Origin of the sequence: Collinsella sp. HCP28S3_G2, from assembly GCF_052065125.1 — a bacterium.
Lineage (GTDB): Bacteria > Actinomycetota > Coriobacteriia > Coriobacteriales > Coriobacteriaceae > Collinsella.
This window is the reverse complement of record NZ_JBQHUO010000010.1, coordinates 66,404-89,132: the sequence shown is the minus strand read 5'-3', so window position 1 is coordinate 89,132 and position 22,729 is coordinate 66,404. Positions and strand designations below refer to the sequence as shown.

The 22,729-nt window shown below is 59.0% G+C and carries 13 protein-coding genes; 5 read left to right on the top strand and 8 right to left on the bottom strand.

Annotation, left to right across the window (positions count from 1 at the left end):
* Positions 1-204: 204 nt before the first annotated feature.
* From ACTNB2_RS07000 to ACTNB2_RS06975, 6 genes are all read right to left on the bottom strand, one after another.
* Positions 205-4,680, bottom strand: a complete 4,476-nt coding sequence (locus ACTNB2_RS07000; protein WP_441042032.1) for a DNA-directed RNA polymerase subunit beta' — start codon at positions 4,678-4,680, stop codon at positions 205-207.
* 6 nt (positions 4,681-4,686) lie between these two features.
* A complete protein-coding gene (gene rpoB, locus ACTNB2_RS06995) occupies positions 4,687-8,115 on the bottom strand; it encodes a DNA-directed RNA polymerase subunit beta (protein ID WP_229770619.1) in 3,429 nt (1,142 codons plus the stop codon).
* A 616-nt stretch (positions 8,116-8,731) separates the two neighbouring features.
* Positions 8,732-9,640: a UTP--glucose-1-phosphate uridylyltransferase gene (locus ACTNB2_RS06990; protein WP_154514705.1), complete on the bottom strand. Its 909-nt coding sequence runs from the start codon at positions 9,638-9,640 to the stop codon at positions 8,732-8,734.
* A gap of 311 nt (positions 9,641-9,951) precedes the next feature.
* Complete coding sequence (gene rplL, locus ACTNB2_RS06985) at positions 9,952-10,329, bottom strand: 50S ribosomal protein L7/L12 (protein ID WP_154514707.1); 378 nt, start codon at positions 10,327-10,329, stop codon at positions 9,952-9,954.
* A gap of 102 nt (positions 10,330-10,431) precedes the next feature.
* Entirely contained in the window at positions 10,432-10,953 is a 522-nt protein-coding gene (rplJ, locus tag ACTNB2_RS06980; RefSeq protein WP_117646079.1) for a 50S ribosomal protein L10, read from the bottom strand.
* A gap of 505 nt (positions 10,954-11,458) precedes the next feature.
* Positions 11,459-12,595: a pyridoxal phosphate-dependent aminotransferase gene (locus ACTNB2_RS06975; RefSeq protein WP_441042030.1), complete on the bottom strand. Its 1,137-nt coding sequence runs from the start codon at positions 12,593-12,595 to the stop codon at positions 11,459-11,461.
* Between the two features lie 93 nt (positions 12,596-12,688).
* On the opposite strand from ACTNB2_RS06975, the gene ACTNB2_RS06970 reads away from it, so the two are divergent.
* The gene (locus ACTNB2_RS06970; RefSeq protein WP_441042028.1) at positions 12,689-13,348 is read left to right on the top strand and encodes a hypothetical protein; all 660 of its coding nucleotides are present in this window, start codon (positions 12,689-12,691) and stop codon (positions 13,346-13,348) included.
* A gap of 1 nt (position 13,349) precedes the next feature.
* On the opposite strand, the gene ACTNB2_RS06965 is transcribed toward ACTNB2_RS06970, so the two are convergent.
* Complete coding sequence (locus ACTNB2_RS06965; RefSeq protein WP_441042026.1) at positions 13,350-13,913, bottom strand: uracil-DNA glycosylase family protein; 564 nt, start codon at positions 13,911-13,913, stop codon at positions 13,350-13,352.
* 3 nt (positions 13,914-13,916) lie between these two features.
* Positions 13,917-15,293, bottom strand: coding sequence for an alpha-amylase family glycosyl hydrolase (locus ACTNB2_RS06960; RefSeq protein WP_441042024.1), 1,377 nt, complete (start codon positions 15,291-15,293; stop codon positions 13,917-13,919).
* 237 nt (positions 15,294-15,530) lie between these two features.
* On the opposite strand from ACTNB2_RS06960, the gene ACTNB2_RS06955 reads away from it, so the two are divergent.
* Genes ACTNB2_RS06955 through ACTNB2_RS06940 form a run of 4 tightly spaced genes read left to right on the top strand, consistent with a single transcriptional unit; the run spans position 15,531 to position 22,604 of the window.
* The gene (locus tag ACTNB2_RS06955; RefSeq protein ID WP_441042023.1) at positions 15,531-18,113 is read left to right on the top strand and encodes a dynamin family protein; all 2,583 of its coding nucleotides are present in this window, start codon (positions 15,531-15,533) and stop codon (positions 18,111-18,113) included.
* Positions 18,114-18,122: 9 nt separating this feature from the next.
* Complete coding sequence (locus ACTNB2_RS06950; RefSeq protein ID WP_441042021.1) at positions 18,123-21,554, top strand: ATP-binding protein; 3,432 nt, start codon at positions 18,123-18,125, stop codon at positions 21,552-21,554.
* The gene (locus tag ACTNB2_RS06945) at positions 21,554-22,243 is read left to right on the top strand and encodes an HNH endonuclease signature motif containing protein (protein WP_441042019.1); all 690 of its coding nucleotides are present in this window, start codon (positions 21,554-21,556) and stop codon (positions 22,241-22,243) included. Before ACTNB2_RS06950 ends, ACTNB2_RS06945 begins: the two co-directional genes overlap by 1 nt.
* Positions 22,236-22,604: a DUF6985 domain-containing protein gene (locus tag ACTNB2_RS06940; protein WP_154514722.1), complete on the top strand. Its 369-nt coding sequence runs from the start codon at positions 22,236-22,238 to the stop codon at positions 22,602-22,604. Before ACTNB2_RS06945 ends, ACTNB2_RS06940 begins: the two co-directional genes overlap by 8 nt.
* The last annotated feature ends 125 nt before the right edge of the window (positions 22,605-22,729 follow it).

The following is a 22,729-nucleotide window of genomic DNA, read 5'->3' as shown; positions in this document are numbered from 1 at the left end:
TAAGTTTGTCGCGAGTTCCGCACGCAAAGGAAAGCACTTAATGTGCTTTCCGTCTTGCGCAGGACTGTAGAGCAGCAAACTTAACCCCTGGGCCGCCCGTCCCGGGAATCCTACGTGCTCGTCAGGGCAACGTTCCCCAACAAAAAAGACCCGCTTCCCTGTTGGGAAGCGGGTCTTTGGAAGGGCGGTTAACGTACTGGGAAATTACTCCCCGTCGTTGTCCTTGGCCTCTTCGGCGTCGTCGGTGTCCACGAGCTGGTTGAGCAGCTCGTCGAGGGAAGCCATGTCCTCGTTGATGGCACCGTTGGCGGAAGCCTTCTTGTCGTCGATCGGGGCGCCCAGGAGCTCCTCGTCGGCATCGGCGTGATGCGTCGGAGCGGAGGTGCCCAGCAGGATGTCGTCCGGACCGTCGGGGCTAAAGACCATCTGCAGCAGCTGCGAGAGGTCTTCCTCGTCGGCAACGTCGTCGTTGTTCTCGAGGATGTAGAGCAGGTCGTGGGCCTCGAGGCCGTCACGGAGCTCCTCGATCGCCTTGGCACCGATGCCATCGATGCGCAGCAGATCCTCCTCGGACTTGCCAATCAGGTCGCCGACCGTCTCGATGCCGACCTCGCTGAACTTGTTGGTCCAGCGCTGCGACACGCCCAGGTCGTCGAACAGGTACAGGCGAGCCTTCTCGGCGGAGATGGTGTGGCCGTTGCGGGTGAACGAACCGTCGGCGCCGCCAAACTCGTCGTAGCCGGCCCAGTCGAGCTGCTGTGGGAGCCGCTCGTCCAGGTCCTTGAGCTCCACGGGAGCCCACTCGGGCAGCGACTTGGCGTTGGGCGAAGCCGGACCATCGATGTCCACGTAGCCGTCGGCCGTGCGATACGTCAGCTTGGCGTTAGCGTACGGCTTGAGGCCGGTACCAGCCGGGATCTTCTTACCGACGATGACGTTGGACTTAAGGTCGAGCAGGTGGTCGACCTTGCCCTCAATAGCAGCCTCGGTAAGGACGCCGGCGGTACGGATGAACGAAGCGCTCGACAGCCAGGAGTCGATGTTAGACGCAACCTTGAGCGTACCCAAGATGACGGGCTCAGCCACGGGAGCCTGACCGCCCAGACGGGCAACGCGCTCGACCTCGTCGGCGAACTCGTAGCGGTCGACGTACTGACCAAGCAGGTACTTGGAGTCGCCGGGGTTGGTGATCTGAACGCGACGCAGCATCTGACGTGCGAGCACCTCGATGTGCTTGTCGTTCAGGTCGACGCCCTGGCTGGTGTAGACGTCCTTGACGCTCTCGACGAAGGTGTGCATCGTCGACTCGATGTCGGTCAGCTTGCGCAGGTTGCGGAAGTTGACGAAGCCCTTGGTGATCTGGTCGCCGGCGCGAACCTCGCAGCCGTCCTCGATCTCGGGCATAAAGCGCACCGAAGCGGGGACGCGACGCTCGTCGAGGACACGGGTGTGATCTTCGGAGTCGGTGAGCGTCAGCACGTACTCGGACTTCTCGGGCTTAATCGAGAGGTGGCCGGAGTACGGAGCCAGCTCGGCCTCGCGACCCAGGATCTTCTCGTTGACGTTGCCGACGATATCGAACATACGGCTGACCGTAGGCAGACCCTGCGTAATATCGTCGACGCCAGCGACGCCGCCGGAGTGAATGGTACGCATCGTAAGCTGCGTACCGGGCTCGCCGATGGACTGGGCGGCAATAATGCCGACTGCGGTACCGATGGCGACCGGACGACGGGTGGAAAGATCCCAGCCGTAGCACTTCTGGCACACGCCGTACTTGGAGCGGCAGGTGAGCAGCGCGCGAAGCTTGACCTTCTTAAGGCCCGCATCGACCATCTTCTGGATGTCGGCGACCTTCTCGATATAGCCGTCCTGCTCAAAGAGTACGGTGCCATCGGGAGCCACGACGTCCTCAATAAAGCAACGGCCGACAAGATCGGTGTTGAGGTCGGTGGTGCCGGGAATGATGAGGTTGTAGGTGACGCCCTCGTGCGTACCGCAGTCCTCCTCGCGGACGATGACGTCCTGGGCCACGTCGACCAGACGACGGGTCAGGTAGCCAGAGTCCGAGGTGTGGGATGCGGTATCGACCAGGCCCTTACGGGCGCCGTAGGTCGAAATGAAGTACTCGAGCGGCAGCAGGCCCTCGCGGAAGTTCGCCTTAATGGGAAGGTCGATCGTCTCGCCGGACATATCTGCCATCAGGCCACGCATGCCGCCGAGCTGACGCAGCTGGGTCTTAGAACCACGGGCGCCGGAGTCGGCCATCATGTACAGCGGGTTCTCCTCGTCGAACATGTCGAGCATGAGCGCTGCGACCTTATCGGTACAAGCGGTCCACTCGTTAACGACTTCGATGTGGCGCTCCGTCTCGTTGATGAAGCCCTCCTCGAAGTACTCGTTGATCTGGTCGACGTTGGCCTGGGCGCGGTCGAGCAGCTCCTGCTTCTCGGCAGGGATGAGAGCGTCCCACACCGAGATGGTGAGGCCGGCGCGGGTAGCGTAGTGGAAGCCGGAGTACTTGATAGAGTCGAGGATCGGGCCGACCTTGGCCTCGGGGTAACGATCGCAGCAGTCGGCAACCAGCTTGGCCACATCGCCCTTGACCATCTTGTAGTTCATGAACTCGTAGTCTTCGGGCAGGCACTGGCGGTTGAAGATGATACGGCCGATAGAAGTCTCGAAGCGTGCGGTCTTGTTACCGGTGACATCGTAGTCGACGAACTCGTTCTTGCCGTTCTTGACGCGGAAGATACGGGTGCCGTCCTCGTTGATGACGTTGGCGTTCTCGGCGGACACGCGGACCTGAATCTTGGCCTGCATGTCGACCTCGGAGCGGCAGTCATAGGCGTGCAGCGCGTCGTCGAAACTCGAGAACACGTGGTTCTCGCCCGGCAGACCGTCGCGGACCTGGGTCAGGTAGTACACACCAATGATCATGTCCTGCGAGGGGATGTTGACCGGCTTGCCGGATGCCGGCGAGCGCAGGTTGTTCGCAGAGAGCATGAGCACGCGGGCCTCGGCCTGAGCCTGGCTGGACAGCGGCACGTGGACAGACATCTGGTCGCCGTCGAAGTCGGCGTTGAAGGGCGCGCAGACCAGCGGGTGCAGGTGGATAGCCTTGCCCTCGACCAGCACCGGCTCAAAGGCCTGGATGGACAGACGGTGCAGGGTCGGTGCACGGTTGAGCAGCACGACACGACCGTCGATGACCTCTTCGAGGATGTCCCACACAAAGGTGGCACCGCGGTCGATAGCGCGCTTGGCGCCCTTGATGTTCTCGACCTTGCCAAGCTCGACCAGGCGCTTCATGACGAAGGGCTTGAAGAGCTCCAGCGCCATGGTCTTGGGCAGACCGCACTGGTGCAGCAGCAGCTTGGGGTCGGTAACGATTACCGAACGGCCAGAGTAGTCGACACGCTTGCCCAGCAGGTTCTGGCGGAAACGACCCTGCTTGCCCTTGAGGGCCTCGGCGAGCGACTTGAGCGGGCGACCACCACGGCCAGAGACCGGGCGCCCACGGCGGCCGTTGTCGAACAGGGCGTCCACGGACTCCTGGAGCATGCGCTTCTCGTTGTTCACGATGATCGCAGGGGCGTCCAGGTCGAGCAGGCGCTTGAGTCGGTTGTTACGGTTGATCACGCGACGATACAGGTCGTTGAGGTCGGACGCGGCGAAGCGGCCGCCGTCGAGCTGGACCATCGGGCGCAGATCGGGCGGAATGACCGGGATGACATCCAGAATCATGTTCGCGGGGCTGTTGCCGCCCTTCAGGAAGGCGTCAACGACCTCGAGGCGCTTGACGGCCTTCTCGCGCTTCTGCTTCTGGGAGTCCTCGTCGGCGATGATGGCCTTGAGCTTCTCGGCCTCGGAGGGGAGGTCGATGGCAGCGAGCAGGTCGCGGACGGCCTCGGCACCCATGCCACCCTTGAAGTACATGGAGTAGTAACGGGTCATCTCGCGGAACAGCGGCTCATCGGAGATGAGGTCGCGCTCGGTGAGCTTCATGAAGGCGTTGAAGGCGTCCGTGCGGAGCTGCTTCTCGTCCTTGCACTCTTCCTCGATGTCGACGATGCCGGAGGCGATCTCCTCGGGGGTCAGCGGCTCCTCGTCGGAGAACTCGTCAAAGTTCTCGGGGTTGCCCTGCTCCTTGAGGGACTCGATCTGGCGGGCGCACTCGGCATCGATCTCTTCCAGATCGGCGGCGAGCTCCTCACGCAGATCGTCAGCGTCGGCCTCGCGAGCCTCGTAGTCGACCTCGGTGATGATGTAGCTGGCAAAGTACAGAACCTTCTCGAGGTCCTTGGACTTGATGTCGAGCATACGGCTCATCGGGAAGCTCGTGGGGCTCTTGAAGTACCAGATGTGGGACACGGGAGCGGCGAGCTCGATATGGCCCATGCGGTCGCGACGCACCTTGGCCGAGGTGACCTCGACGCCGCAGCGCTCGCAGACGATGCCCTTAAAGCGGATGCCCTTGTACTTGCCGCAGGAGCACTCCCAGTCCTTGGCGGGACCGAAGATCTTCTCGCAGAACAGGCCGTCCTTCTCGGGCTTGAGGGTACGGTAATTGATGGTCTCCGGCTTCTTGACCTCACCGTGCGACCAGGAACGGATCTGGTCGGCGGAGGCAAGGGAGATCTTTACCGAGTCAAATTCAGTAGCTTCGAAATCTGCCACAGTCAACTACTCCTTATCAGTGGTCGTGGCGGCGACAGCCTCGGGTGCCTCGGCGGTCTCGGCATCCTGGGCCTCGACGTCGGCGTCAACGCCGGCGAGCGCAGCCAGGTCATCGAGGGCAGAGGTCTCCTCGGCGGTCACGGGGGCGGAGGCGTCCTCGTCGGCATCGCGCATGGGCTCGATGTCCAGTGCGAGGGAACGGATCTCCTTGACGAGAACCTTGAAGGACTCGGGGATACCCGGAACCGGGACGTTCTCGCCCTTGACGATGGACTCGTAGGTCTTGACGCGGCCCACGGTATCGTCGGACTTGACGGTCAGGATCTCCTGCAGGACGTTGGAAGCACCGTATGCGTACAGTGCCCAAACTTCCATCTCGCCGAAGCGCTGGCCGCCGAACTGGGCCTTGCCGCCCAGCGGCTGCTGGGTAACCAGGCTGTAAGGGCCAGTCGAACGGGCGTGGATCTTGTCGTCGACCATGTGACCGAGCTTGAGGATGTAGGACGTACCCACGGTAATGGGCTCGCGGAACTCCTCGCCGGTGCGGCCGTCAAACAGGCGGGTCTTTCCGCGCTCGTCAAGCTGGGTGACAAACTCGGGGCGCATGTGATCGCCAAAGGCAGCGGTAGCCTTGTTGAGCATATTCTTGTTGGCACGACGGATGACCTCGGCGATCTCGTCCTCCTTGGCGCCGTCGAAGACGGGCGTCGCGGTAAAGAACGGACCGGGGACGTACTTGTCGGAATCGGCATCCTCGGTATCCCAACCGCAGGCAGCAGCCCAGCCAAGGTGGCACTCGAGCAGCTGGCCGACGTTCATACGCGAAGGAACGCCCAGCGGGTTGAGGATAACGTCGATCGGGGTACCGTCAGCCATGTAGGGCATGTCCTCGACCGGCAGAACGTTACAGATAACACCCTTGTTGCCGTGGCGGCCGGCAATCTTATCGCCCTGCTGGATCTTACGGCGCTGGGCGACGTAGACGCGCACCTGCTCGTTGACGCCGGGGGCCAGGTCGTCGCCGTTCTCGCGGCTAAAGCGGACGACGTCGATGACGCGGCCGTAAGCGCCGTGAGGCATCTTAAGGGAAGTGTCGCGAACGTCGTGAGCCTTGGCGCCGAAGATGGCGCGCAGCAGGCGCTCCTCGGCAGTCAGAGCGCTCTCGCCCTTAGGGGTAACCTTGCCGACCAGGATGTCGCCAGGGCCGACCTCAGCGCCGATGCGGATGATGCCGTCCTCGTCGAGGTTGGCGAGCATGTCCTCGGAGAGGTTCGGGATCTCGCGAGTGATCTCCTCGGGGCCGAGCTTGGTATCGCGGGCGTCGATCTCGTGACGGGTAATGTTGATGGTCGTCAGCAGGTCCTCGGCCACCAGGCGCTCGGACACAACGATACCGTCCTCGTAGTTGAAGCCTTCCCACGGCATGTAGGCCACGGTGAGGTTCTGGCCCAGTGCGAGCTCGCCGTGATCGGTCGAAGGACCGTCGGCCAGAGGCTCACCCTGCTCAACGGTGTCGCCGACGCGCACGAGCGGGCGGTGGTTGATGCAGGTGGACTGGTTGGAGCGCTGGTACTTGGCCAGGTGATACTCGTCCATGCCGCCGGCATGCTTGACGATAATCTTGGAGGCGTCGGCAAAGATGACCTCGCCGGCGTTCTTGGCCAGGGTGACCTCGCCAGAGTCCAGGGCGGCGCGACGCTCCATGCCGGTACCGACATAGGGAGCGGCGGGGTGAACCAGCGGCACGGCCTGACGCTGCATGTTGGCGCCCATGAGCGTACGCTTAGCGTCGTCGTGCTCGAGGAACGGGATCAGCGTGGCTGCGACGGAGAGCATCTGGCGCGGCGAGACGTCCATGTAGTCGACGTCCTCGACAGGCACGTCGGCGGGAGCGCCGAAGGAGCCGTCGAAGTCGCGGGTACGGGCGATCACGGAATGCGGACGGACGATCTTGCCCTCGGCATCGGTCGTGATGAACTCGTTGGTCTTGGGATCGAGCGGCGTGTTGGCCGGCGCGATAACGTGCTTCTCTTCCTCGTCAGCGGTCATCCAGTCGATCTGGTCGGTGGCAACGCCGTTCTCGACGCGGCGGAACGGGGCCTCGATGAAGCCATACTCGTTGACGCGGGCGTAGAGGGCAAGCGAGCCGATCAGGCCGATGTTGGGGCCTTCGGGGGTCTCGATCGGGCACATACGGCTGTAGTGCGAGTTGTGAACGTCGCGGACGGCCGTCGGCACGTTGGTGCGGCGGCTGGAGCCCGACTTGTGGCCGGCAAGACCGCCAGGGCCGAGTGCGGACAGACGGCGCTTGTGGGTCAGACCGGTCAGAGGGTTCGCCTGGTCCATGAACTGCGAGAGCTGCGAGGAACCGAAGAACTCCTTGATGGAGGCCACGATCGGGCGGATGTTGATGAGCGACTGCGGGGTAATCTCGTCGATGTCCTGGGAGCTCATGCGCTCACGGACGACGCGCTCCATACGGCTCATGCCGATACGGAACTGGTTGGCGACGAGCTCGCCGACGGTGCGGATACGGCGGTTGCCAAAGTGGTCGATGTCGTCAACCTTGAAGCCCTGCTCGCCGGCAGCGAGGGACAGAAGGTAGCGCAACGTAGCGACGATATCCTCGTCGGTGAGCACCGTGACCTCTTCCTCGGTGGTGAGGTTGAGCTTCTTGTTGACCTTGTAGCGACCGACGCGGGCCAGGTCGTAGCGCTGCGGGTTGAAGAGCAGGCCCTCGAGCAGGCTGCGGGAAGCATCCACGGTGGGAGGCTCGCCCGGGCGCAGGCGACGGTAGATCTCGATAAGAGCATCCTCGCGGGTGAGGGCGGTATCGCGCTCGAGGGTGCGCTTGATCACATCGGAGTTGCCGAGCAGCTCGATGATGTCGTCGTTGGTGACGGCGATACCAAGGGCGCGCAGGAACATCGTGGCGCTCTGCTTGCGCTTACGGTCGATGGAGACCATGAGCTGGTCACGCTTGTCGACCTCAAACTCAAGCCAGGCACCGCGGGACGGGATGATCTGAGCCTTGTAGATCTGCTTGCCCGAATCCATCTCGGAGCTGAAGTACACGCCCGGGGAACGGACGAGCTGCGAGACGACGATACGCTCGGTACCGTTGATGATGAAGGTGCCCTGATCGGTCATCATGGGGAAGTCGCCCATAAAGACGAGCTGCTCCTTGATCTCGCCGGTCTCCTTGTTGGTGAGACGGACGTCGGTCAGAAGCGGAGCCTGATAGGTCATATCCTTCTCGCGGCACTCCTCGACGGTATGCGCGGGGTCGCCAAACTGATGCTCGCCGAAGGTAACCTCGAGAACATGGTTCTGGCTCTGGATGGGGCTGGATTCCTTAAACGCCTCACGAAGGCCCTCGTCCTTAAAACGCTCAAAGGATTCCCTTTGAACAGAGATAAGGTTGGGGAGCTCCATGGCCTCCGGGATTTTCCCGAAGCTGACGCGCTTGCGCTCAGTGGCAGTGTATGCGTAGGTCACCAGGTTTTTCCTCCTTCACGGAAATGCTCGGTGGGTTGGCGAGGCATAGCTTCGCCAGTTATCGCAACCTAATAGTTTATCAGGTACCGACCGTTGGGCAAGAAAAGCCTTGACGCGATTGAGTTTTTGGAGTAGCAAAGTTTTTCGACAGAAAATGCGCAGGTAGATATGTGTATATCGAACATATGTTCATATATTTTCTGTGAACAGAGTTGCTGATGCGCGTCGCTGAATGGCGGAATGGCGGCGAAGGCTGATCAGGCGGAAACTGCGTCCCGTTTTGAGGCCTCAAACTGGGTCGCAGTTTCCGGTTGAGCCCTGTCTGGGAAAGCGCATCCCGTTCTGAGCCGGGGACTGCGCTTTCCGCTAGGAGCCTCAGCCGGAAAGCGCATCCCGTTCTGAGCCGATATTCCGGGTCGCAGTTTCCGCTAGAGGCCTCAGCCGGAAAGCGCATCCCAGAATTCGGCCTAAAAATGGACCGCAGTTTCCGGATCCCGACCACAGCCCGAATAAAAAACGGGTGCAGACCGAAGTCCGCACCCGTAAGCGCTGTTTACTTGCGCATCAAGCCGCCGCGCTCGTCGATGGCATCCCAGAAGGCATCGGCAAAGCGAGGATCGCTTGCGGCCATAAGGGCGTTGGTGGCCATCCAGCCAGAAGGCGTGCCGGTGTCGTAGCCCGACAGAGGATCGATGACGACGGCGTACATGGCCTCGCGGTCGAGCGAACGGGCCATGGCGTCGGTCAGCTGGATCTCGCCGCCCTTGCCGGCCTGCTGGTCGGCAAGCAGCTCCATGACCAGCGGGCTCAGCAGATAGCGTCCGACGATGTAAAGGTTAGAAGGCGCAGCCTCGGGAGCAGGCTTCTCCACCAAGCCGCCGATACGCCACACGGCGCCAGGCTCGGCATCGCCAACGCCCTCAGCGCCCTCGAGGGAGCCCACGCGCTCGCCGGCGATAACGCCATAGCGGCTGACCTCCTCGGGAGCACACGCGGCAACAGCGATAACCGAAGCGCCGCCATGCTCCTTGGAGACGGCAAGCATCTTGTCGCAAATGTCATGGTTGGGCACAACGTAGTCGCCCAGAAGAACCAGGAAGTTCTCCCCCGCCACAGCATCGGCCGCCGAGCGAATGGCATGGCCGAGGCCCTTGGGCTCGTACTGATAACGGAAGTCGACCGGCATACCGCCTGCGTGGGCAACGGCATCGGCATATGCATCTTTGCCGCGCTCGCGCAGCAGGTTCTCGAGCGAACGATCGGGCTGGAAGTAGTTCAACAGCTCGGGCTTGCCAGGAGAGGTGACGATGATAGCATCATCGACCTCCTCGGGAGCGAGCGCCTCCTCAACGACGTACTGGATAACCGGCTTGTCGAGAACCGGCAGCATCTCTTTGGGCGTGCACTTAGTGCCAGGCAGAAAACGCGTGCCTAGACCGGCGGCGGGGATGATTGCCTTCATATTATTCAAGGATCCTTTCGCAGGCGCAAAGCGCCCCAAGCGTGCGGCACGGCGGCCGCAGACCAAATTGCGATACCGAAGTATCTTACCGCCGGAGACATACGTCGCCGTAAGGCAAACGCAATTCTTCAGCAGGTCAACGCAAATTATTGCTCGAATGGTGCAATTTTATGCCCCAGCGGTAACGGGATTGGCACGGCGAAGACAGCGGTGTTCTGCGTGCCGAGCAATGGGAATGAGGGGGCAAAACAAAAAAGACGGGGCTCGCAATGCGAACCCCGTCTGCAAAGAAATCTGGCGAGAAAGCCTGATTACTTGAGGGTGACAGCAGCGCCAGCAGCCTCGAGCTTCTCCTTGGCAGCCTCGGCGTCCTCCTTCTTGGCGCCCTCGAGAACAGCCTTGGGAGCGCTCTCGACGACCTCCTTGGCCTCCTTCAGGCCAAGGTTGGTGAGCTCACGGACGGCCTTGATGACCTGGATCTTGTTGTCGCCGAAGCCCTCGAGCACGACGTCAAACTCGGTCTTCTCCTCGGCCTCAGCAGCGCCAGCAGCGGGAGCGGCGACAACAGCGGCAGGAGCAGCGGCGGAAACGCCGAAGGTGTCCTCGATAGCCTTAACGAGCTCGGAAGCCTCGAGAAGGGTCATTTCCTTAAGAGCATCGATGATCTCATCGGTGGTAAGCTTAGCCATTTCTAAGTCCTTTCGGTTTCCGTGTCTGTGCACGGAGATCAGTTAAAACACGGCGCGAATGCGCCAGGGGTGCGGCGTTGCCGCCGCGGGTGAAAACAGCGACTAGGCTGCCTTCTGCTCGGAGACCTGCTGGATCGAACGAGCGAGACCAGAGGAAACGCCGTTGACGCAGACAGCGATGTCGCGAGCGAAACCGGAGATGAGACCGGCGATCTGGCCGAGAAGCTGGTCCTTGGTGGGCAGCTCGGCGATAGCCTTAACATCATCAGCGGAAACGGCCTTGCCGTCGGAGATACCGCCCTTGATCTCAAGGACGCCCTTGGACTTAGCGGAGAAGTCCTTAAGGGTCTTAGCGGCCTCGACCGGCTCGGTCTCGTAGAACACATAAGCGACGGGGCCGGCGAGGATCTCGTCGAGCTCGGGCTGCTCCTGGTTCTTGAGAGCGATCTTGACCAGGTTGTTCTTGTAGACCTTCATCTCGGCGCCGCACTCGCGAAGCTGATGACGCAGCTCCTGAGCCTGCTTAACCGTCAGACCGTTGTAGTTGACGACGAACAGACCGGCATTCTCGGCGATACGGGACTCGATCTCTGCAACCTTGTCGATTTTGTACTGCTGGGGCATGAATTACACCTCCTCGAATTCTTTCCGGGCACGGTCCGCCACAAGGACGTGACGGGGGCATGTCCAAAAAGAAAGCCCCCGCGCTGCATGAGCGACGGGGGCGAGAAGACATATCTACTCGACCACCTCGGCTGGCGGGATATCCCATTGAGCTCGCGGGCAATGCCCGTTTGCACCGGCTGTCTCTGGCAGCGGATTCGTGCGTGAACCGAAAGTATTATGGCGGGGACCCCGGCGTCGGTCAACGGGCGCGAGGATTCGTACACAAACCCTGCATACGCTCCGGTCCGAGGGGGCCGGGTTGAGATTTTCGCTCGGTCAAGTCCTGGCTCGCACGAAGGCCACATTAAGTGGCCTTCGGCTCGTGCGGAATCTACGAAAATCTCAACCCGGCCCCCTCGGACCGGAGCTGCGGTAACTTTGCTGCGAATCCTCGTGCCCGTTGAGCGACGCGCCCCACTCACAATCCTTAAGTCGGTAGGCTGAAGCGTTGCGTCCCTGATGGTTATAGGGTTGAGACGAAGGTGGACAGGCGGCGGAGGCCTTCGTCCAGATCTTGGTCGGAGACGCAGTAGCTTAAGCGGACGTGGCCTTCGGTTCCGAAGCAGTCTCCGGGGACTAGGGCTACGTTGGCTTCTTTGATGGCTTTGATGCAGAAGTCTTCGCTTGTTAGGCCGAATTGTTTGATGCTGGGGAAAGCGTAGAAGGCGCCGGCTGGTTCCACTACGTCGAGGCCCATGGTGTCTAAGGCTGCGAGCACGCGTTCGCGGCGAGCTCGGTAGACTTTGAGCATGGGGGTTGGGTCGACGGTCAGGGCTCGGGCTGCGGCGTCCATCTCAAAGGAGACGGCGCTCGATACTAAGTATTGGTGAGCTTTTGCGATCTCGGCGATGACGGGGGCTGCAGCTGCGAGCCAGCCCAAGCGCCAGCCGGTCATAGCCCATGGCTTGGAGAAGCTCTCGATGACCACCGTCTGCTCGCGTAGCTCCGGGTGGCGCTGGGCAAAGCGCTCATAGCCATCCACATAGACCAGGCGGTTATATACGTCGTCGCAGATTACGTAGATGCCCGCTTGCTCTGCCACGTGTGCCACGGCGTCGAGCGATGCCGCGTCGAGGATACAGCCCGTAGGATTGTTGGGCGTGCAGATGACGATGGCCTTAGTCGCCGGCGTCACGCAGGCGCGAAGCGCTTCCTCGTCAATCTGAAATTGCGCGGGCTCCGTATCCAAAAAGACCGCCTTGGCGTGGTTGGCCACGACGATGCTCTCGTACAGGCCAAAGGCCGGCGTGGGGATAATAACCTCGTCGCCGGGGTTGAGCATGGCCATAAATGTTGCCGACAGGGCCTCGGTCGCGCCGTCGGTCAGGATGACCTCGTCGGCCGAAAACGTAAGGCCCGCGTCTCCCATGTAGGTAGACAGCGCCTCGCGCAGGGCGGGGCGACCGTTGTTGGGCGGATAGTGCGTGTCGCCGCGGCCCAGCGCGGCGGTCACCTCGGCGCTAATCACATCGGGCGTGGGAAAATCGGGCTCGCCAAGCGCGAGCGCGATGCACCCCGGATGCTGGGCGGCAAGTGCGTTGATCCGGCGGATACCGGAGGGCTTAAGCGTGGCAAGCGAGGTGTTCATGGGCAGTCGCATGGCATTCCTTTCGTAAGGGTTGCACTAGGATAGCGCGCCCACGCGCCACCAGACGATGTAACCTAAACGGAAACCAACCGGAAAGGAAATGGCATGGAGACGACCGCGCGCGGCGATGTACCAAAAACGCTGCAAACCATTGCATATATCAGTATTCCCGAGAGCGCCGATCTTGAGTTTTTGCTTTGGGACCTGCAGGATGCCATCGCCGCCTATGCTCAGCTTTCCGGCACCGCGCTCCCCCGTCCGGTCGATTTGGAGGCGGATGATGCCGGTGTTGTCGATGGCATGGTGTTCGCTGTTGATGATGCATTTGATGATGAGGCGATGATCGCTGTCGAGCAGGTACTCGATCGCTTCGGGGATACAGAGACACGCGTCTATGTCGTCGTCCAGGCCCTGTCAAAAAACAACAAGCAGGCGGACGAAGTCCTCGACCACCTGTACCGGGCATGTATTCTACGTGACCTGCCATGGTGCGGTGGCGTTGTCATCTGCGCCGGCAGCGGTATTGCGGCACTTCGCCACTCCCCGCGTATGGGCCTCTTACGCCGGCCATTTTCCGAAGCGATGGATAAGCTTGTAGGCGCCGTGCGCATGGGCTGTTCCATTGAACATGCGCAGCTGCTTGGCGGCGGCGATGCCGATAGTGTCGATGTCGACGGCATGGTGCGCGTCAAGCCCGCCGTGCCCGCACCAATCTGGCGTGCCATCATCAAACGCCTCGGCGCCCATAATCAATCAAGGATCTAGATTACCGTGCGGTCCAGTCAACTGCCTCGAGCCAGCGATCGACAAGCCGCTCCAGGCGCCAGGCCGCGTTAGCGGGACTTGTCGAGGGGAGGACGATGGCGGGCAGTCCGGTGCGTTCTTGTAGATAGCGCTTATAGAGGCGCCCCGCCGTACCTCCGTTGCATACCACCCGCTCGATGGGCGCAGCTCCAGTGATACGTTCGATATATGCCGGCACAACGTTTTTGATGCTCGCGTCGCTCGACCCCTTAATGTCGCAGCTCTCGATCACATCCCACAGGGCCACACCACCGTTCAGCAGCATGGATCGCTTGGCGGCAATAGAGGCGTCGAGCGTCGCGGGCTCGCCGCCCACCAAAGGGTCGCCCTCGTTGGGTGGTACAGGCACACCAAGGCACGCGGCCATCACGCGCCAAAAGCGATTCTGAGGGTTGCCGTAATAAAAGGCATTGGCGCGCGAAAGCACCGAGGGAAACGACCCGAGCACCAAAACGCGCGAGTGCTGGTCAAACACGGGCTCAAACCCATGCTCAATATGTTGATAGCCCTCGTCTGACGCCGCCATGACCTAGGCCCTCAACAGATAGCGCACCTCGTAGGGCGCAAGTTCAAGCGCACCCGTCAGCTCGACCGTGGGTGCATCGTCGGCAAGTAGGTCGACGAAGGAACCGTTGAGTTCGCCGGCTCCAAAGGTATAAGGCTCGTTCACGGCATTGACCGCCACGAGCACCGTCGCGTCGTCGCAGGCGCGCTCGAACAGCAGCTGCTTGTTCTGGATCACCACGTTGCGATAGGCGCCGTAGCTGAGAGCGCGTGCCGCCGCATCGTCGGCCGAGCGCAGGTGCGCAAGCTGTGTGACGAACGCCGTCAGCTCGTTGGGTGCAGGCTCATCGAGCGCAGGGCGCAGCGCCCAGTCGCCATCGGGGCCGCCCTTTTCGCCAGCAATTCCCCACTCGCTGCCATAGTAGATGCACGGGATGCCCGGCATGCCAAAGAGCATGCCATAGGCGGGACGCAGGCACGACTTGTCGGTAAGGATGCTCGCCAGGCGTGGCACGTCGTGGTTGTCGACAAACGACAGCAGGTGCTTGCCGCGGTAGATGCACCACGGGTCGCCGCCAAACTGACGGTGCAGCGAGTGGGCGATCTCGAACATGTTGATCGAGTTAAAGCTGGAGTACAGTCCCTTGTAACACTCGTAGTTGGTGCAGGAGTCGAGCATCTCGTCGTTGACGATCTGGTTGTAGTCGCCGTGGAGCGTCTCGCCGATCAGCACAAAGTCGGGCTTGAGCTCACGGGCAAAGGCGTGCAGGCGGCGCATAAAGTCGCGGTCGAGCATATAGGCGACGTCCAGGCGCAGACCGTCGACGCCAAAGACATCGGCCCAGCGGCGCACGGACTCGAGCAGGTAATCGACCACGGCGGGGTTTTGCAGGTTGAGCTTCACAAGCTCAAAATGGCCTTCCCAGCCCTCGTACCAAAAGCCGTCGCCGTAGCACGAGTCGCCGTCAAAGCTGATGTGGAACCAGTCCTTGTAGGGCGAGTCCCACTTGCGCTCCTGCACATCGCGGAAGGCCCAAAAGCCGCGACCGACGTGGTTGAAGACGGCGTCGAGCACCACGCGGATGCCGTGGGCATGCAGCGTCTCGCACACGGCGGCAAAGTCGGCATCCCCACCCAGGCGACGGTCGATGTGGCGCAGGCTGCGCGTGTCGTAGCCATGGCTATCGGACTCGAGCGGTGGGTTGATGAGCACAGCGCCAATACCTAGTTCCTGCAGGTAGTCGGCCCATTGGGCGATTTTCATGATGGGGGCATCGGGGTTGGGCGCGTCGTTGGCAGCCTGGGCAAGCTCATCCTCGGCAACGGGCGCGACGTTCTCGCGCGGAGCTCCACAAAAGCCCAGCGGATAGATTTGATAGAACGTCGTCTCGTATGCCCACATAGCAACCTCCCGGTAAGCTCAACACAACGACATCCATTGTAGGCCCAGCAGGGTAGTTAATTTGGGACGGGCTTGGCGCAGCGTATGGCCGGGAACAGCACGGTGATGGCGAGATTCTTGCCAAATAAATGGTACTGCCCAGATGCCGCTGAGCGAATAGAGAGGTGTCCGCACGGGTGGCTATCCTATGATGAAGGCGGCATATTCCCACACCTGACCTACAAAGGCAGTTGAACGATGGCAGACATTAAAATCAAGATCGTCAGCAATCCATATCAAGAAACTGTTCGGTTCTTCCGATGGGATAACGGCTGGCAAGAAATAACGACATCTACAAATCCCAATAGCGCGCTCCATAGCACAAAGATCGTTAACGGATTCTTCCCCTTTAAGGCCGAAGAGATCATCGACATCCTCGCCAAAGAGTTCGGCGGCGGCGACAAAATCGAATTGCATTTTGAAGGCGCGGATGACGAATGGCAGGAGTTGCTCGCCATCTGCACCGAAGGGCCACGCGCCAACACATACGAGGCCATACGAGACGAGCGTTATCTATCAAACGCCCGAGACGTCTTGCCAGAAATTGTCGAAGTCTTCAGGGAAATCCAGGGGCTTGTAGACGAATCAGTCTCCGAGCGAACAAAAGTCTCTGAGCAAATTAGAAAGTTCACCGATGTCTCGAGCGACATCATCCCGCTGTGTGTACTCGGCAACTATAGTGCAGGCAAATCGACGTTCATCAACGCCCTCATTGGCATGGAGATCCTTCCCAGCGGCGACGAGCCTGTAACGGCCCGCATATTCCAAATCAAACGTTCAAAAGACCGAGATCGCGCGATGGTTCAATTCTCCTGTGGCAACAGGCGATTCTTGCTGCGCTTTAATCTTGATGGCCTCATGGAAAACAAAGAGCTTGTGGGGGACCCCCTCTACGACAAAATCGCAACCAAGGTTGCCGGTTCCACAGCCGGCATGGCCTCCCATATGAACAGCGCTCTCAAGGTTCTTAACTCATATCATGCCGATGAAGACGACCGGACTATCTCCGATCTGATCAGAATCGAAGTCCCCTTTAGCGATACCGACCCGTGGCCCCATGACAGAGAGTTTGTCATCTTTGACACCCCGGGCTCAAACTCTGCCTCCAACGCCGATCACGCCCGAGTGCTCAAACAGGCAATGGAGGGCCTCTCGAATGGCCTTCCCATTTTCGTTGCGGAGTACAACTCACTCGACACGGAGGACAACAAGAACCTCTCCAACGAAATAGAGCAGATCCCCGCAATCGATGAACGCTTTGCCATGATCGTAGTCAACAAAGCAGATTCCGCCGACCTTCCCAAAGGCGGGTTCGACGATGAAGCCGTCTCGCAAATCATGCGTTGGTCCATTCCGGCCAGCCTTTACGGGCAAGGTATCTACTTTGTTTCTTCCATCCTCGGCCTAGGCTCAAAGAACTCCAGCGAGTTTATAAGCGACAACTATGCCGAAAAATTCGAAGACCAGCAGCGTAAATACACCGACCCGACAAGCCGCTTCTACAAAACGCTCTACCGCTACGACATCCTTCCAGGACAGATCTTGCGCAGAACCAACCGCGAATCCGAGGCTTGCAAGGACCTCCTTCTTGCCAACAGCGGACTCTTTTGTATCGAAAACGAGATACGCCTGTTTGCCGAGCGGTACTCCGCATATAACAAATGCAGCAGGTCGGAATCGCTCCTACAAGAAATTGTCAGCATAACCGAAGAAGAGATTGCCAATAAGAAAACCGACCTCGAACAAAAGAAAGCACAGCGAGAAGCCGAGCTCGAAGAGGATAAGCGCAATCTCATCAACCAGCTCGAAGACTGCAGAGAGCATGCAAGGCTGGACTCCTCGGCCAGCTATGCCGACGCCATCGACAGGAACGTTTCCGCCGAGCAGTGGAAAACCAACCTTGACACGCTTCAAGCACGTCAAGGCGCCATTACCGAAGACAAGCGAGAGCGCCTCGAATACTCAAAACGATCGAACGCAGCCGCGCAAGCGTTTGACTCAATCGCCCCTAACTTTTTCAATAGGCTCGGCGATTCGATAAAAGGAAGCCCGGCAAACACACAAAAGGACGTCGGCTCTCACCCAACATTTGGGTTAGCGGAGGTTGGCAAAGGCCTTTGTGATGACATCACCGATGCGCTCCAAAAAAGATCCGACGCAAAGGCTGCCGAAAGAACAGCCGACAAAGATGCCGCCGACCAGCTCTTTAACGAGGTCATCAATCACTATGACGAATGTACCGAGCAAATAGCTCGGACCATCGATGAGCTGTCGCAAAGCTATTGGAAGGATTGTGCGGAGCATAGCCGCGATGCCCTCTATCGCATCGCTACCAGCAGCGACAATCCTCTTTCCGAAGAGAAGCGCCGAGAGGTCGGCGATATCATTCTTAAATATCGTGGCCTCGCGCTCAATAAGACAAAGGGTCCCATTTTCAGCAAGGCAGACTTTACCGAACTGAAGCTCATGGACCGTGTCATCTTTAAATCTGACAAGCTTTTGCTTAGGAAAGTCGAAGACAAATTCAACCGCGAAATCTCACGGTGTTTCTGCGAAGCACGCGCCGAAACAGAGCGCGAGCATACCTACGGCTTTACCGAATGGCTCAACGAGCTGCTCGGCCAAATTACGAGCAATATCACCGACTACAACCCGGTGCTCCATGGCCATGTCGAAGACATCAACAGGCAAACCGCGGAGATCAACGCTCTCGAGGCAAAACTCGAGACGCTCAATAATCGAAAAGAGTACATTGCGCGCGTCATTAATTGGAAGGAATAGGCTGATCGCATGGGCATCAAAAACGCGATTATGCGCGCTGCCGATAAAGCCGGCAACGCGGTCGCAACCGTCTCGGTACTCAGCAGCTCCCAACTCGATGAGGTCGACAAAAAGCGAACAGCATACTTGTCAGAAAAGCCGAATCCGGCAGACGAGCAAGCTATCGAGCTCACCAATCGGCTCTTGGCAACTGCCGCCGTTGAGCTTCACAACGCCTATCTGCCGCAGCTACGAAATGTATACGCGCCGATTGACCCCTCTATCGAATACCCCACGGGCTTTAACGCCGACAACAACATCCGCTTCATGAATATCACGAAGTGGGTCGTCGACCCCAACGAGGACAGTCTCGAGAAGCTCGTAAATGTGTACGACGTTCTCTCTGACGAAGATTGCAACATTGCGCTGGTTTTTAATCGAACCAGCGCAAGCACCGAGGTATTCCTTGCAGTCGTCAACAGCGGCAATGCCCGCGACAACATCGACGCCGATAATTTTTCCCGGCGCATGTCGGATGCCTTGAGGGGCAACTTCCCCGGTTCCGAAGTGGGACCCGCCAACCGAGGCCCCATTCCGTGTCTAGACAATCGACGCTCGTCTTCGGTTGCCGCCGTTTCGAATATTCCGGCCGAAAAGAACGAGAAGTTCGTCACGCAAACCATTGAAAAAGTTCTTGACGGCATTGTGCCTGGCAGGCCGAGCGAAGACTACACTATCGTGCTGCTCGCAACCCCGATCCATGATATCGAATCGCGCAAACTCCGTCTCGCCGAACTCCACTCACTGCTGACGCCCTATGCCTCATGGACGACCAACTATACCTACCACCAAAACGACTCCATCGGATCGTCCGCGACGGTTGGCATCAATGCAGGCGTGAGTGCCGGCAGGCAGGTGGGGAGCAATCAGGCTGTTGCTCAAAACTACAACGAAACGGACTCGACAAACGAGTCGACCTCAGAATCGAGCAGCGAGAGCGTAACCGACTCGTCCACATCGACCGAAAGCATCACGGATACGGTCACCGATGAGAGAAATGAGTCCTCAAGTGGAAGCATAGGCGTAAGCGTATCCGCAAGCCATACCGAGGGCTCGTCACACTCCACATCTACGTCAAAAGGCACAAGTTCATCTACCGGCAAAGCCATATCAAACTCACTCGGCAAAGCCGTTACCAGCGGCGTTGGCAAGGCTGTCTCTAAGGGAGCGTCCGTAACTTCCGGCGTTTCGCAGGCCGTAAATCTTGGCGCCAACTTTGGCGGATCATTCGCGCGCTCAAGCACGGTCGCCGCCACCATCGGCGCCGACGAAGGCATCACACAGACGTTTAAGAACTACTCCATTCAACACGCGCTCGAAATCCTTGAGCTTCAAATGAAACGCTACGACCTTGCCTCGGCACTCGGCATGTGGGACTTTTGCGCCTACGTGCTGTCAGAAGACCACAACGTCGCGAATAACGTTGCCCACACCTACCTCGCCCTCACCCAGGGCAAAGAGTCCTATATGTCTCAGGCTGCGGTAAACCTCTGGCGCGGAGACCTCGGAGAGCAAAGCGCCGACGCTGTGGCAGTCTGTTCCTACCTTCGCGATTTGCGCCACCCTGTTTTTGCCCTCTCCCCCGCCCTGCTCGATCAACATCCAAGTTTTTCGGTTTACCCAGCAACAGTCGATGCAACGACCGCCCTTTCGGGCAAGGAGCTTGCCTACTCGCTCAACTTTCCCAAGAAATCCGTCCCAGGGCTGCCCGTTATCGAGTGTGCCTCTTTTGGACGCAATGTCTCAACGTTCGATGGCACGCAGCCCCAACAAGGCCTTTGCATAGGCAAGGTTTTCCATATGCATCGCGAGGAGCGCATTAGGACGTTCCTGTCAAAAGACTCACTTGCCTCGCACACCTTTGTTACGGGCAGCACCGGCGCAGGAAAGACCAATACCGTCTGCCGCATCCTCGATCAGGCGCTCGATCAGCAGGTCAACTTTCTTGTCATTGAACCTGCCAAGGGCGAATACAAGGACGTGTACGGGGGCCGCGAAGACGTAAACGTCTTTGGAACCAATCCAGAATTCACACCGCTCCTGCGCATCAATCCTTTTAGCTTCCCGTCCGGCATCCATGTGCTGGAGCACCTCGACCGACTCGTTGAGATCTTTAATGTTTGCTGGCCCATGTACGCCGCCATGCCCGCCGTCCTTAAAGACGCTGTCGCCAGGTCATACGAAGACTGCGGATGGGATCTTGCCGCTTCTGATAACCCGTATGGAGCCGATCTCTTTCCCTGCTTTGCAGATGTTGCCCGCAACGTCCGCGAGATTCTCGACTCCAGCGAGTACGATGCCGAAAATAAAGGCGCCTACAAGGGGTCGCTGCTCACGCGTCTCAACTCGCTCACCAACGGGCTCAACGGCATGATGCTTTCGTCGAACGAAGTCGATGCTAGCGTGCTTTTTGACGCCAACACAGTCATCGATCTATCGCGCATTGGCTCCGCCGAAACAAAATCCCTACTCATGGGTCTTCTTGTACTCAAACTTCAAGAACATCGCATGGCCGAGAAAAAGGGCATGAACCAGCCGCTTCGCCATCTGACCGTGCTTGAAGAGGCGCACAACCTGCTTAAGCGATCGTCGAGCAACCAAGGCTCGGAGAGCGGCGACCTGACAGGCAAGAGCGTCGAGATGATCTCAAATGCCATCGCCGAGATGCGCACATACGGCGAAGGCTTCATCATCGCCGACCAGGCGCCCGGCCTTCTCGATATGGCAGCCATTCGCAACACAAATACCAAGATCATCCATCGCCTGCCCGATCTTTCGGACCGCGAGCTCGCCGGTCGCGCTGCCAACCTCAACGACCAACAGATCGTCGAGCTGGCACGCTTGCCTAAGGGCGTTGCGGCCATTTACCAAAACGATTGGGTTGAGCCGGTGCTCTGCAAGATCGCCAAAGCAGAGGATGGCGAGCACTTTACGTACAGCCGCCCCATCGAAGACACCACAGACAACCAACACGATGACGCTCTTTCCGTAGCGCGTATGTTGGCATACGGCATCAGCATCGGAACCAAGGCGGAGCTGCATAGCATTCGCGAACGGCTCGATCGCCTCCATATCGGCTCATCCACAAAGGTCAGTATTCTGCGCACCGCTCAAAACCCGCCCAACGAACCGCACATGACCAAGCTGGCGCCCATTATGAGCGCGCTGTTCCCCGATGTCGTCAAAACGGTCGAACGTGAGCTCAAGAGCAGCAATGAAGCCGAGCAATTGACAAGAGCGGCAGAAGCGGCGCTCGGGGCTTCCATCAACCGCGATATCGACAGCCGCACCAGGCAGGTCATCATTCAGGGCATCATGACAGACATCCTGTACCTGCAAATGCAGGATTCAAAGTCATATGACGACTGGCGTAACTGGAACGAGAATTGCGAGGTGAGCTAGTGGAGCTCAGGCAAATGAAAGTCGGCGAAGCAAAGCCGAGTGATAAGCATGGGTTTAATCCCGACAAGCTTATTGGTTCCGAATCAAGAGAAGCCAAGGCTGAGATTAAAAATGTCGGCCGCAATGAATCCCTCGATCCCGACAAATTGATTAAGCCTTCGGTGGAATCGTGCGACTATCCTTCGACTTATAAGGAGCGGCTGGGCCGTACTCCAACTACGGAGAATCCCCATGGCAAATGGTCGGGCGATCGAGGGGAGTCGATGTTTGTTCCCACAGTCGATAGGGTTTGCGAGATTCTTCGAAACAAAGGTCTTGAGGGCATCAATTACAAAGATGCTATTCCCGATTTCGGCCCCATCGCCGAAGCAAAGGTAACCATACAAGGTATGAGCCAACATAGGCATTCGCTGATAGGCGAAAATGGCGAGCGCATAGTCGGCAACTATGAAAAGGCAGACATTGAATGCGCAAAAGCTTGGAACCTTGAGCAGCGCGATGGCAAAGATGATTGGACGCACGAAGATGTCAAGAATTGGCGCGAGGCAAATGGGTACACCTGGCACGAGCACAATGACATGAAAACGTGCTACCTTGTTCCGACCGAAGTTCACGACGTATGCAGGCATCTCGGCGGCGTAAGCGAAATCAAAAACATACTGAATCAGATTGGCGGCTTCGATGACTAACGGCATGAATCTGTGGGGCAGGGATTTCTCGCTCCCCGTCTATTACGAGTGCGACTCGGACCAAGGCGTCCTCGACATTCAAAAGGAAGCAAAGGACGCCCTGCTTGCAAGCTGGAATACCGTTGAGGACAGCAAGGAAGCGATCGAAGATTATTGTCTCGAAAGAGACGGCGATCAGATTGAGGGCCCCATTACAAACATCTTTAGATACGTTATTCCGACCAGCATCGTGGTACTGCGAAGCGATGATGCTCGCAAAGCAGCGCTCATGTGCAACTATCGCTTTGACCCCGAACACGGACTTGCTGCGGTATTTGAGAACGAAAAACTTACAGCCGTCGTCCCCCAAGACGAGCTCTAGGTCGATCATACGCAGACAGAAAAACGAAAACCGAGGCCACTCCAGCACATACCGGAGCGGCCTCGGCCTCTTTTACGCATGCTCAGCGAGGTAGCTAAAATAGCCCCGTCCCAAATTAGCTACCC

Excerpts from the sequence above, each read along its gene's own strand:
- rpoB (WP_229770619.1), bottom strand. The coding sequence starts at position 8,115 with ATGGAGCTCCCCAACCTTATCTCTGTTCAAAGGGAATCCTTTGAGCGT.
- ACTNB2_RS06975 (WP_441042030.1), bottom strand. The coding sequence starts at position 12,595 with ATGCGACTGCCCATGAACACCTCGCTTGCCACGCTTAAGCCCTCCGGT.
- ACTNB2_RS06950 (WP_441042021.1), top strand. The coding sequence starts at position 18,123 with ATGGGCATCAAAAACGCGATTATGCGCGCTGCCGATAAAGCCGGCAAC.
- ACTNB2_RS06990 (WP_154514705.1), bottom strand. The coding sequence starts at position 9,640 with ATGAAGGCAATCATCCCCGCCGCCGGTCTAGGCACGCGTTTTCTGCCT.
- ACTNB2_RS06960 (WP_441042024.1), bottom strand. The coding sequence starts at position 15,293 with ATGTGGGCATACGAGACGACGTTCTATCAAATCTATCCGCTGGGCTTT.
- rplL (WP_154514707.1), bottom strand. The coding sequence starts at position 10,329 with ATGGCTAAGCTTACCACCGATGAGATCATCGATGCTCTTAAGGAAATG.
- ACTNB2_RS06970 (WP_441042028.1), top strand. The coding sequence starts at position 12,689 with ATGGAGACGACCGCGCGCGGCGATGTACCAAAAACGCTGCAAACCATT.
- ACTNB2_RS06955 (WP_441042023.1), top strand. The coding sequence starts at position 15,531 with ATGGCAGACATTAAAATCAAGATCGTCAGCAATCCATATCAAGAAACT.
- rplJ (WP_117646079.1), bottom strand. The coding sequence starts at position 10,953 with ATGCCCCAGCAGTACAAAATCGACAAGGTTGCAGAGATCGAGTCCCGT.
- ACTNB2_RS06940 (WP_154514722.1), top strand. The coding sequence starts at position 22,236 with ATGACTAACGGCATGAATCTGTGGGGCAGGGATTTCTCGCTCCCCGTC.
- ACTNB2_RS06965 (WP_441042026.1), bottom strand. The coding sequence starts at position 13,913 with ATGGCGGCGTCAGACGAGGGCTATCAACATATTGAGCATGGGTTTGAG.